This is a genomic window from Burkholderia sp. ABCPW 14, assembly GCF_001523835.1.
Classification (GTDB): Bacteria; Pseudomonadota; Gammaproteobacteria; order Burkholderiales; family Burkholderiaceae; genus Burkholderia; species Burkholderia mayonis.
Genome location: NZ_LOVS01000135.1, coordinates 92,978 through 104,756, shown reverse-complemented (window position 1 = coordinate 104,756; position 11,779 = coordinate 92,978). Strand labels below are relative to the sequence as shown.

The 11,779-nt window shown below is 60.6% G+C and carries 10 protein-coding genes and 1 pseudogene; 10 read left to right on the top strand and 1 reads right to left on the bottom strand.

Annotated features, from left to right (window positions below; all coding sequences use genetic code 11):
* Positions 1-275: 275 nt before the first annotated feature.
* From WS62_RS34425 to WS62_RS21085, 10 genes and pseudogenes are all read left to right on the top strand, one after another.
* On the top strand, positions 276-716 hold the full coding sequence (locus WS62_RS34425) for a class I SAM-dependent methyltransferase (RefSeq protein WP_197422887.1): 441 nt from the start codon (positions 276-278) through the stop codon (positions 714-716).
* Positions 682-1,995: a polysaccharide biosynthesis/export family protein gene (locus tag WS62_RS21120; RefSeq protein WP_231748367.1), complete on the top strand. Its 1,314-nt coding sequence runs from the start codon at positions 682-684 to the stop codon at positions 1,993-1,995. The genes WS62_RS34425 and WS62_RS21120 overlap by 35 nt, the downstream gene beginning before the upstream one ends.
* Positions 1,996-2,013: 18 nt before the next feature.
* On the top strand, positions 2,014-3,168 hold the full coding sequence (locus WS62_RS21115; protein WP_066574848.1) for a glycosyltransferase family 4 protein: 1,155 nt from the start codon (positions 2,014-2,016) through the stop codon (positions 3,166-3,168).
* Positions 3,165-4,088, top strand: coding sequence for a D-glycero-beta-D-manno-heptose-7-phosphate kinase (gene rfaE1 / locus WS62_RS21110; RefSeq protein WP_066574840.1), 924 nt, complete (start codon positions 3,165-3,167; stop codon positions 4,086-4,088). The genes WS62_RS21115 and rfaE1 overlap by 4 nt, the downstream gene beginning before the upstream one ends.
* A gap of 31 nt (positions 4,089-4,119) precedes the next feature.
* Positions 4,120-6,060: a capsular polysaccharide biosynthesis protein gene (locus tag WS62_RS21105; RefSeq protein WP_066574838.1), complete on the top strand. Its 1,941-nt coding sequence runs from the start codon at positions 4,120-4,122 to the stop codon at positions 6,058-6,060.
* Between the two features lie 334 nt (positions 6,061-6,394).
* A pseudogene (locus WS62_RS36745) lies at positions 6,395-6,649 on the top strand (capsular biosynthesis protein); the annotation flags it as partial.
* Between the two features lie 101 nt (positions 6,650-6,750).
* The gene (locus tag WS62_RS21100; protein WP_066574863.1) at positions 6,751-8,181 is read left to right on the top strand and encodes a mannose-1-phosphate guanylyltransferase/mannose-6-phosphate isomerase; all 1,431 of its coding nucleotides are present in this window, start codon (positions 6,751-6,753) and stop codon (positions 8,179-8,181) included.
* Positions 8,182-8,423: 242 nt separating this feature from the next.
* The gene (locus WS62_RS21095; protein WP_066574861.1) at positions 8,424-9,260 is read left to right on the top strand and encodes a class II glutamine amidotransferase; all 837 of its coding nucleotides are present in this window, start codon (positions 8,424-8,426) and stop codon (positions 9,258-9,260) included.
* Positions 9,261-9,369: 109 nt separating this feature from the next.
* Positions 9,370-10,182 carry a mechanosensitive ion channel family protein gene (locus tag WS62_RS21090; RefSeq protein WP_066487258.1) on the top strand — a complete coding sequence of 271 codons (813 nt, stop codon included), beginning with the start codon at positions 9,370-9,372 and terminating at the stop codon, positions 10,180-10,182.
* A 118-nt stretch (positions 10,183-10,300) separates the two neighbouring features.
* A complete protein-coding gene (locus tag WS62_RS21085; protein ID WP_066574835.1) occupies positions 10,301-10,960 on the top strand; it encodes a class I SAM-dependent methyltransferase in 660 nt (219 codons plus the stop codon).
* 75 nt (positions 10,961-11,035) lie between these two features.
* Here the strand turns inward: WS62_RS21085 and WS62_RS21080 are convergent, their stop codons facing one another.
* Positions 11,036-11,719: a VTT domain-containing protein gene (locus WS62_RS21080; RefSeq protein WP_066487260.1), complete on the bottom strand. Its 684-nt coding sequence runs from the start codon at positions 11,717-11,719 to the stop codon at positions 11,036-11,038.
* Positions 11,720-11,779 lie beyond the last annotated feature (60 nt).

Sequence of the window (11,779 nt, the reverse complement as noted above, 5' to 3'; positions counted from 1 at the left end):
GCAGAGTGAACGGGTTGGTTTGCAACAACGGTGGCAAGTCTCGGCATCCACGTTACGGACGGCGTCGGGATATCCCGGCCAAACCCCTATCAGCGATCACCAGCCACCCACCAGGCCCGGTGACAACCCCCCCCGGATCATGACTGCGACTGGGGGCGGGAATCATGCCGGGCCTGGCTGGCCAAAACCCCAATTATCGGGGTGTGAAGATAGTAACGGGGGGAAGAGTAAACCAAACACTCAGATTGATACTAATGGCCAACAAGATTCTAAACATGGATCCTTGGAAGATAAAAATTCTGGATTTTGGTTGCGGAATGGGGACATTTATCGAATCAGCTCGAAATCAGCTACAAATGAACGCATGGGGCACTGACATCATAAAGCCAAAATACGGATTGGAATGGTTTCTCCCTCAACCACCCGAAGGAGAATTTGATGTTGTTGTTAGTTGCGAGGTTATAGAACACTTACCACGGCCAGTCGATATCATCGGCAGCGCCATTAAATATTTACGACCGGGAGGAGTTTTTTCCTTTCAAACTGCACAGTATGACCCACATACTTGCAAGCGAGACTGGTGGTATCTCGGCCCCGCCAATGGACACATCTCCCTTTATAGTCGTGATGCATTTGATATTTTGGCCGAAAAACTTGGCGCCAAGGAAAAATTAATGTGGAATGACTATCCAGGTCTGCAGGCGTGGCGATTTTAATATGTGTATATTCGAAGTTCATAAGAAGAATGCAGACAACAGCGATGCGATTCATCATGCTGAAAGTATCCCCTCTCGACATCCGAGGATGAAACGAACGGATCGTCGCGCGGCACCCACGCGGTTACTTGCCCACTTGGCGGGTATCTGCGTGCTGCCCTGGGTGATAGCAGCCTGCAGCACCACTCCCGCGTGGCTCCCCACTTCCGGACCAAGCAGGAAGGACATCACTGAACAGCGAGCGGCACTCCCGATACCGGTCATCGACATCAGTGAAGGTGTCACGCTACGTTTATTGAACGAACAAAAGTACACGACCTTCGCTCTGGCTTTCCCCAGCCAAGCGACACCCGAGTACATCGTCGGCCCCGGCGACGTACTCCAAGTATCCATTTGGGAAGCGCCGCCTGCAACGCTGTTCGGCCAGTTGTCGGTTGAACTCGGTGGCGAAATGGGGACAAGCAGAGCCACGACTTTTCCGGAACAGATGGTCAACGCCGAGGGTACTATTAGCGTGCCTTTTGCCGGTCCGGTGAAAGCCGCCAGCAAAACTCCATACGAAATTGAGCAGGCAATCACCCAACGCTTGATCGGCAAGGCTCATCAGCCGCAGGTCCTAGTCAGGGTTACAAAAAATGCCAGCTCAAACGTTACCGTTGTTGGGGAGGTCAATCAAAGCACACGCATGCCACTGACCGCGAAAGGAGAACGACTGTTAGACGCTCTGGCAGCGGCTGGCGGTGTAAAGCAGCCAGTAGGAAAAGTAACGATTCAACTAACGCGAAATAACCGGCACCTTTCAATGCCGCTCGACTCGATCATCCGGAATCCGACACAAAACATCGTGCTTCGACCGGGCGACGTCATAACAGCCCTATACCAATCGTCGAGCTTCATCGCACTGGGAGCGACCGTTAAGCACGAAGAGGTTGATTATGAAGCCAAGGGAATCAGCCTGATGCAAGCGCTTGGACGAATTGGCGGACCGGATGATCAGCGGGCCGATGCGCAAGGACTCTTCGTATTTCGCTTCGAAGATCCAAGTGCCCTCGGCGAACAAGCGAAGTCCTGGCCGCATACGACGGAAGGCAAGATACCTGTCATCTACCGACTCGACTTAAAGGATCCTCGCAGTTTCCTGGTTGCCCAGGACTTTCCGATCAACGACAAGGATGTGCTCTATGTGGCCAACGCACCCGCTGCCGAGCTGCAAAAATTCCTCAACATATTGACGTCGTCGATCTTCACGGTAAGCAGCCTGGTTAATACAGCACGGTAGCAGTGGAGACGCATTCACGTGAGCAACGTATTGATTGATGTGACGAGGCTGGTGGATCGCCGCCTTCAAAAAATGCTGCCTACTGGCGTCGACCGGGTGAGCCTGGAATACGTCGAGCACTTTCGCGCGCGCGCACACGCCGTGGTGAGGTTCGCGGGGCGCTGGGTCGTCTTGAGCGCGCCGCAATCTCAGCGTCTGTACGACTCACTGCATTGTCCTGACAGCGGTTTCACCAGTATGGTTCGTCGCTGTCTGGGCAGCGCGTACGTATGCAATTGGGATCGCGGGAGCCCTGCATCAATATTGATCAATACCGGCCATAGCGGGCTCGATCGGCCCGCCTATGTCGAACAGGCAAAACGCCGCAATTGGCGGCTGGTTCTGTTTCTTCACGACCTGATACCCGTCACGCATCCCGAATACTGTCGCCCTGGCGAAGCAGTCGTGCATCGGCGACGACTCGATACGATGCTCTCGCCGGAAGTCGGGATCATTATGAACTCGTACGCAACGCACCGAGAGCTGAAAGAATACGCAGCTAAAAATCGAAAGCCGATTCCGCGCTGCGCCGTTGCGCCGCTGGCGCCTGCGCGCCTGCCAAAGCCGAGTCCAGTTCGTCCGATGGCAGAGCCATATTTCGTCGTGTTAGGCACAATAGAGGCACGAAAGAACCATTGGTTCCTCCTCCACGTCTGGAGGCGGTTGGTCGAACGATTGGAAGCACGCGCGCCGGTGCTCGTTATCATCGGCCGGCGCGGATGGGAATGCGAAAACGCCATCGACATGCTCGACCGTTGCGAGAACCTGAACTCCAAGGTCGTCGAGCTCGCCCATTGCAATGACGCGAGCTTGGCCACATATTTGCATCACGCGCAAGCGCTGGTGTTCCCGTCGTTGGTCGAGGGGTACGGCATGCCGCTTATCGAGGCCCTATCAGCTAATGTGCCGGTGATTGCCAGCGATCTCGACGTATTTCGAGAAATTGCGGGAGAGATTCCCGACTATCTGGACCCACTCGACGGTCCGGCGTGGATGGACCGCATTGACGCCTACACGTGCCACGACTCCAAAGAACGCAAAGCGCAAATCGCCCGATTGGCGAGATTCCGTACACCGACGTGGAAACAACATTTTGAAATTGCGGAACACCTTATTTTGGAGTTGGCCTCATGATCGCGAACTTCTCATCAGCAAAGGTTCTGGTTGCCGGAGACGTCATGCTCGATCGATACTGGTTCGGCGACACACAGCGCATTTCACCTGAAGCACCGGTGCCGGTCGTACTCGTGCGCGACATTCGTACGACGCCCGGCGGTGCGGCCAACGTCGCGGTCAACGTCGCCAACCTCGGCGCAAAAACCATGATCATGTCGGTGGTCGGCGCGGACGCGGCAGGAGACGACCTCGTGGAGTTGCTTCATAAAGCGAACATCAGATGCGGCTTTCATCGCGATTCAAGGTTTCAAACGACGATCAAGCTTCGTCTGCTCGCACGGGGGCAACAAGTCGTACGCGCCGACTTCGAAGAACGACCGGATCATGAATTGTTGTTGCCGCTCGTATCGTCGTTTGAAGCAGCGTTGGACGGGTACAGTGTCATCGTATTCTCCGATTATGGGAAAGGCGGACTTGCGCACTTGCGCACGATGATGCAGATGGCTCTGAAGCAAGGGAAAACCGTGCTTGTCGATCCGAAAGGGACGGATTACTCGCCATACGAGGGAGCAACGCTACTCACGCCGAACCGTGAGGAATTCGCAACGGTCGTCGGTACGCCATCGTCGGAGACCGACTTCGAAGACAAGGCATTTGCTCTGCGGAATCGGCTCGGTCTTAAAGCCCTCCTCGTCACGCGATCGGAAGAAGGCATGAGTCTGTTCCTTGGTGACCGGCACATTCGCATCCCGGCACAAGCCCGCGAAGTCTACGACGTGTCGGGCGCCGGCGACACCGTGATCGCGACAATGGCTGTCGCATTGGGAGTGGGCTACGGTTTGGAGGATGCGGCGCAACTGGCCAATCGCGCCGCAAGTATCGTTGTCGGCAAGGTGGGTACGGCGCCCATTTCATTTGAGGAGCTCAGCGCGCTATAACCGTGTCGTCACCACACGCGTTGCCGGTCGCATGAAAATTCCTGCCTGCGTTCGAGCCCGTGCAATCCGGGCGGACCACCTTCTCGGCCGGCTCCTGCTCACGCTTGCGCGCATCGTTCGCGATGACGTGATGGCCATGATGCCGGGACCGGTCTGGTCAACAGGAGCATCCGGTGTGCCAATGCTGTCGTGGTTCGCACTGCCATATCGCGGAAATTCTCAAACAACGATGTGCGACGCGCTAAGCCGACTCTTTGCAAGTGACAGGGAATTGGGTGAGTCGCCCGATGTGGTGCGGCTCATGAAACGCCTCGTCCTCGCCGGGGCGGGGCGCAACCGCGCAATAAAGTGCGGATGCCCTGCGGAATTGTCTGCCATGCCAGGCCTACACAAGATTCTGCTCATCGATCAGCGAAAATGTGCCGGTTTAGGGGCGGGCGCACCATTCCAGCGGATGCTCGCCACGGCGAAGGCCGAACATCCTGACGCGGAACTGTGGCTGTGGCCATCTTCGGGCGACGCTTTCGGGCCGTGGCAGCTGTCGCCGGTGTTGCCCGAAGTCGCACGCAAGATCGGGCGGGGATACCACTTCTTTTCCATCTTGAGCCAAATTGACTATGTCTACACGGTTGACGCTCCGGAAGGTATGGAGGCTCTGGTTGCCGGCATGCCAGTACGAGTTTTCGGCACGCCTTTTTACGCGGGCTGGGGCTTGACACACGATGATATTGCCGTGCCCGAGCGCCGCGCGCGTCCGACTGTCGCCGCACTGTTCGACGCAGTCTACCTGCGACTGGCGCGCTATGTGGCCCCGGACAGCGACGAACCGGGCAGCCTCGATCAAGTGCTTAATAGTATCGAGTTGCAGTACGCAGTACGCGAGCGCTTCGGTGATTGCACGAATATCGCCGGTGTGCGCTTTCAGCTCTGGAAGCGTCCGTTTGCGACGCCATTCCTCGCCGCCGGTGGGGGCACACTGCGTTGGCTGCGTTCTCCCGACGCAGTGAAACCGAACGAGTGTATTGCATTGTGGGGCGATAAACACGTCGAAGGCATTACGCCAGGTACTCGCATCATTCGAATGGAAGATGGCTTTTTCCATTCACTGGGCCTGGGCTCGGACATGAGTGCACCGCTGAGTCAGGTCATCGACCGGCGCGGTCTCTATTTCGATGCGCGAGTGTCTAGCGATCTGACGGACATCCTCAATGAAACGCAGTTCAGCGATGCTGAGCTTACGCGTGCAGAGTCTCTCCGGGAGTTGATCGTGCGCTCAGGCGTCACGAAATATAATCTCGGTCGACGGAAACCGGCTTGGCACGCGCCGGCCAGCAAGACACTACTGTTCGTGCCCGGCCAAGTGGCCGACGATGCTTCGATCCGCTTAGGCACAAGTCTGTTTGGTTCCGCCGAGGCCCTGCTTCGCGAAGTACGCGCACGCAACCCCGATGGATTCATCGTATATAAGCCACACCCGGACGTGCTTTCCGGCAACCGGATTGGCCTCATTGACGCGCACCGGCTGGCCGATATCGTCGACACCGACGCTGATGTGCTCTCACTCATCGAGCGCGCAGATGAAGTGCACACGCTATCTTCCCTCGCTGGCTTCGATGCGCTCCTACGCGGGAAAAAAGTCTTCACGTACGGCCTGCCTTTTTACGCCGGATGGGGGCTCACATCGGATGCAATCCAGCCGATACCGTGGCGACGGCGCACGCTTACACTTGAGATGCTGGTCGCTGGCGCCCTGCTGCGTTACCCGATCTATTGGAATTGGAGGACTAGACTTTATGTGACGCCTGAGTCGGTGGTGCACAAGCTCGCCCCGTTCGCGGCGCGTCCACTGGAACGCGTGCGCGGCGACCGTCGCCGCGCCCTTCGCAAGGCATTTCGCTGGACCCGCAACATATTCCGGCATTTGCTTTGGACAGTCGCCCAGTACCGACAGGCGCAAAAAAGCAATGTATGAACGCCCGTTGATATCAATTTTCAAGCAAAACCTGTATCGCGCGCGATGAATATGGACATTTACCCTGCCGTCCGACGTGGCGGCGCTGGTACCCGACTCTATGCCGAAGTCGCGCAGTGGTTATCCCAAACGGTACTCGAAACAGATCCGCGAAAACACCTTGGCTCAACAAACCGCGCTTCGCCTAGACTGCATTCCGTAGATCTCCACACCCATTGTTATCACCCACCAAGAGCAGTGTTTCCTCGACAACGATCAACTGCGCCAGATTGACATAAGCCCGCCACCAATCGTACTCGAACCGGTAAGCCGCAACACGGCAGCGGCAATTGCAACCGCCGCCTTGCTGACGGCTGGCGCGCTGCTGCGCTACCCACTGTACTGGGATTGGCAACTGCACGTGTTCACGACGCCGGAGGCCGTCGTCGAGCGGCTCGCGGCCCCCGCCGCACGGCGGCTCGAGCGGGTGCGCGGCAATCGCGCGCGGCCGTTTCTGAAGGCTTTCCGTTGGACGCGTAATGTACTATCGCACGCCAGATGGCGAATCGTGCAGCGCATTGCGATTCGACGAGATCGCCCGGGCAGTTGAAAATCGGCCGAAACGGAACGACGGATCGGTTCATCGACGAGATCGAAAATTCTCTGGTCCAGCGCAACGAATCAGCCCAGCTTTATAAACCGAGGTCATTCATGAACATTTATCCGGTGATCCTTTGTGGCGGCAGCGGTACGCGCCTCTGGCCGATGTCGCGCGGCGGCTATCCGAAACAGTATCTGAAGCTCACGGGCGACAATACGCTCGTCCAGCAGACTGCGCTGCGCGTGCGCGACGTCGATGGCGTCGGCGCGCCGATCGTCGTCACCAACAACGAGCAGCGCTTCCTCGTCGCCGAGCAACTGCGCCAGGTAGGCATCACGCCGTCATCGATCGTGCTCGAGCCGGTGGGTCGCAATACCGCGCCCGCGATCGCGATCGCCGCTCTCCTCGCACTGCGCGAATCGCCTGATGCGCTGCTGCTCGTGCTGCCGTCCGATCACGCGATCGACAACGAGCCCGCGTTCGCCGACGTCGTAAAGACGGCGGCGACCGTCGCATCCAACGAGCATCTCGTCACATTCGGCGTCACACCAACGCAAGCGCACACGGGCTACGGCTACATTCGCCGAGGCGACGCGCTCGCGGACGACGCGCAGGTCTACCGCGTCGACGCGTTCGTCGAGAAGCCGGATGCGCCGAGCGCCGCGCGCTTCGTCGCGAACGGCGGCTATTACTGGAACAGCGGGATGTTCATGCTCAAGGCGTCGACATATCTCGACGAACTGCGCCGCCACGCACCGGACATCGCACGCCAGGCCGAGCTCGCGCTCGACGCAGCGACGCGCGACCACGACTTCCTGCGCCTCGATGCGGGCGCGTTCGGCGCAAGCCCGAACGTGTCGATCGACTACGCGGTGATGGAGAAGACCGAGCGCGCGGCCGTCGTCGCCGCCGCGAATCTCGGCTGGAACGACATCGGCTCGTGGAGCGCGCTCGCCGACATCGCGGCCACCGACGCACAGCGCAACGCGCTGATCGGCGACGTGTACACCGACGCGGTCGAGAATTCGTACATCCGTGCCGAGCATCGGATGGTCGCCGCGATCGGCATCGACAACATCGTGATCGTCGAAACGGCGGACGCCGTGCTCGTCGCGCATCGCGACAAGGCGCAGGACGTGAAGAAGGTCGTCGAATGGCTGAACGCGTCCGGACGTCACGAGTCCGTCACGCATCGCCGCGTGATCCGGCCGTGGGGCTCGTACGAAGGCATCGACGAGGGCGACCGCTTCCAGGTGAAGCGCATCGTCGTCAATCCGGGCGCGCAGTTGAGCCTGCAGATGCACCACCATCGCGCGGAGCACTGGATCGTCGTCAAGGGCACCGCGCTCGTCACGAACGACGGCAAGGAAATCATCCTGACCGAAAATCAGTCGACCTACATACCGCTCGGCGCGACGCACCGCCTGAAGAACCCCGGCAAGATTCCGCTCGAGCTGATCGAGGTCCAGTCGGGCGCGTATCTCGGCGAAGACGACATCGTCCGCTTCGAGGACACGTACGGACGCACGTCCGCGACGTGACGTGACGCGCGGCGTCGCGCTTCACGCGAGCGTGAGCGCGCCGCCGCGAGGCGCCTGCGCCGACGACGAGCCGCATGCACGCACATGCGGCTCGTTTCGTTTCGCGCGCAGCGGCAGACCGCGAGCCGCCACGCGGCAGGCCCGGCGAAAATCGGCTAGGCTTTGCAGATCGCAGTCTGCACGGCCGGTCTCGCCGATCACGACGACAGGTCCGCCGTGCACGTTAGACGGAGGTGCTTACGATGTGCCGCTGGCTCGCTTACACCGGCAATCCGATCCAACTCGAAACCGTGCTGTTTCGCGCGAAGCATTCGCTGATCGACCAGAGCCTGCATTCGCGGATGGGCGTGACGACGACCAACGGCGACGGCTTCGGCATCGGCTGGTACGGAGAACCCGACGAGATTCCGTTCATCTACCGTTGCGTAAGCCCCGCATGGAACGATCGCAACCTGCGCGAAGCGGCGCGCGCGATCCGCTCGCCGCTCTTCATCGCGCACATTCGTTCGGCGACCGACACGCCCGTGCAGGAAACCAACTGCCATCCGTTCCGCCGCGGACGCTGGCTGTTCGCTCATAACGGTCTGATCCGCCGCTATCACACGCTGCGGCGTGACCTGATGATGCGCATCGATCCCGCCCTCTTCCCGTCGATCGAAGGATCGACGGACTCCGAAGTGATGTTTCATCTCGCGCTCACGTTCGGGCTCGAGCACGAGCCGCTGTCCGCGCTCGAACGGATGGCCGGGGCGATCGAGGACGCGGGCGCGCGTCACGGCGTCGATGCGCCGCTCAACATGACGGTCTGCGCGACGGACGGCGAGCAGGTCGTCGCGCTCCGCTACTCGAGCGAACGCGAGTCGCGCTCGCTCTTTCACAGCACGTCGTTCCGTCATCTGCACCAGCTCTATCCGCACGATCCGCGCATCCGGGCGATCGGCGACGACGCGTTCCTCGTGCTGTCCGAGCCGCTCGTCGACCTGCACGACGCGTGGGAGAAAATTCCGGAAAGCACCGCGATCATTGCACGCCGCGGCGACATCCGGCAGGTTCCGTTCGCGCCCCGCCGCTCGACGTAGCGCGCCGCCCGCGCGGCGAAGGTTGCTCCATCGCCGCGAGTCGGTTATAAAAGGCCCCTTTCGCGTGGCTTCACGGCCGCCTCCGTTCAATTCATTTGGAGACCTCATCGTGGATCTCGCCTCCGTGCAAACTTTCGTCGTCACTCGCGGTATCGACTTCGGCCTGCAGGTCATCGCTTCGATCGCACTCTGGATCATCGGACGCTGGGCGATCCGGATCCTCACGAACGTGATGGGCAGGATCATCCGCAGAAGCGGGAAAGTCGACGCGACGCTGTCGCACTATCTGACGTCGGTCACGAGCGTGTTGCTCACGGTGCTCCTCATCCTCGCGATCCTGCAGGTGTTCGGCGTGCAGACGACTTCGTTCGCCGCTTTGCTCGCGGGCCTCGGCCTCGCGGTCGGCACCGCGTGGGGCGGCCTGCTCGCGCACTTCGCGGCCGGCGTGTTCATGCAGGTGCTGCGCCCGTTCAAGGTCGGCGACGTGATTTCGGCGGGCGGCGTGACGGGCACGGTCAAGGAGCTCGGCCTCTTCGGCACGACGATCGTCACGGCCGACAACGTCGTCACGCTCGTCGGCAACAACAAGATCTTCTCCGACAACATCGCGAACTACAGCGCGACGCCGACGCGCCGCGTCGATCTGACGGCGAAGATCGCGAACGGCGTCGACGCGGTCGATGCGATCGAGCGCTTGAAGGCCGCGATCGCGAAGATCCCGAACGTCGTCAAGGAGCCGACGCCCGACGTCGGCGTGCTGTCGTTTACGCCGGAAGGCCCGCTCCTCTTCGTGCGTCCGTCGACGCAGCCCACGAACTACTGGCAGGTGTATTGCGACACCAACCGCGCGATTCTCGACACGTTCCGCGAAGCCGGCTATCCGACGCCGGAAACGCCGGTCGCGCATCGCACGGCGTCGTAATGCGCAGGCCGCCGCGCGGCGGCGCTCACGCTGTCGAGACGACGCCCGCTCGGCCCGAGTGGGCGTTTTCGCAGGGATGTGTCAGAATCGCTCGACGATGCCCCTCCTGAACCCAGCCATGTCGAACCGCCGTGCCTTTTTCGAATCGGTCTACCGGGACAATCTCTGGAACAGCGAGGAAAGCCGCTCCGGTCAGGGCTCCGAAGTGCGGGCAACGGCGTCGCTCGCGGCGGAGCTGCCGGCCGTGCTGCGCCACTATCGCGTGCAGTCGATCCTCGACGTGCCGTGCGGCGATTTCCACTGGATGCGGCATGTCGATCTGGCTGGCATCCGCTATATCGGCGGCGACATCGTGCCGGACCTCATCGACGCGAACCAGCGGCGCTATGGCAACGCGGCACGAGAATTCATCCAGATCGATGCGATCGACGATCCGCTTCCCGAGGTCGATGCAATCTTCTGCCGTGACTGCGCCATTCACTTCTCGTTCGAGCTGATCTGGCGGCTTGTCGCGAATTTCGCCGCGAGCCGCGCGCGCTACGTGTTCCTCACGCACGACAACTGTTTCCAGCGCTACGTCGACAACGGCCATGCCAACGTCGATCTCGAAGACGCGACGGACGGCGTCAATTACCTCTATCGACCGCTCAACTTCCTGCTGCCGCCGTTCGCGTTCCCGCCGCCCGTGCACGTGATCAACGAAGGACAATGGGACCAGATGAAGACGATGGCGATGTGGCGCGTCGACGATTTGCGCCAAGTGCTGGCGCGGCGCTAGCGGGCGCCGGATAAAAAAACGGCGCGGCCGGTCGCCGCGCCGCTTCCCTTCGTGGACCTTGACCGATGCGCGCGCTCAGCGGCCGCCGCTCTTCTCGGTGTCCGCCCGCGACTTGGTGCGCAACAGCTTCCACAACGCGCCGATCGCGACGGGAATCACCGCCGCGCCGATCCCCACGAGCACGATCACGTTCAGGTAATGGCGAATGAACGGAATGTTGCCGAAGAAGTAACCGAGGAACACGAGGAGCAGTACCCAGATCAGCGCGCCGATCATGTTGAACAGCTGGAAGCGCGCGAAGCGCATCGTCGACGCGCCCGCGACGAACGGCGCGAACGTGCGCACGACCGGGATGAAGCGCGCGAGCACGAGCGTCTTGCCGCCGTGCCGCTCGTAGAAATTGTGGGTTTTCTGCAGCGCCGCGCGGTCGAGGAAGCGTTCGAGCCCCGGAATGTGCGTGTTGAAGACCTTCGGACCGATCGCGCGGCCGATCAGATAGTTGACCGTATTGCCGCCCACCGCCGCGACGAGCAGCAGCACGATGAGGCCAGCGAGCGTCATCTCGCCCGTCGCCGCGAACGCGCCCGCGATGAAGAGCAGCGAATCGCCCGGCAGGAACGGGAAGATCACGAGCCCGGTTTCGCAGAAAACGATCAGGAACAGCACCAGATAGACCCAGGCGCCATACTGCCGGATGAAATCGCCGAGAAATGCATCGATGTGCACGACGAGACTGACGAAATGAAGCAGCGTTTCCAAATGCGTTTCCTTGTGTCCGTGACAAAGTGAGCGCGCGCCGGCCTTCCGGGGCCGGAAGCG

Bases quoted from the DNA above. Each gene is read 5' to 3' on its own strand.
- WS62_RS34425 (WP_197422887.1), top strand. From the start codon at position 276: ATGGATCCTTGGAAGATAAAAATTCTGGATTTTGGTTGCGGAATGGGG.
- WS62_RS21120 (WP_231748367.1), top strand. From the start codon at position 682: ATGACTATCCAGGTCTGCAGGCGTGGCGATTTTAATATGTGTATATTC.
- rfaE1 (WP_066574840.1), top strand. From the start codon at position 3,165: ATGATCGCGAACTTCTCATCAGCAAAGGTTCTGGTTGCCGGAGACGTC.
- WS62_RS21105 (WP_066574838.1), top strand. From the start codon at position 4,120: ATGAAAATTCCTGCCTGCGTTCGAGCCCGTGCAATCCGGGCGGACCAC.
- WS62_RS21100 (WP_066574863.1), top strand. From the start codon at position 6,751: ATGAACATTTATCCGGTGATCCTTTGTGGCGGCAGCGGTACGCGCCTC.
- WS62_RS21095 (WP_066574861.1), top strand. From the start codon at position 8,424: ATGTGCCGCTGGCTCGCTTACACCGGCAATCCGATCCAACTCGAAACC.
- WS62_RS21085 (WP_066574835.1), top strand. From the start codon at position 10,301: ATGTCGAACCGCCGTGCCTTTTTCGAATCGGTCTACCGGGACAATCTC.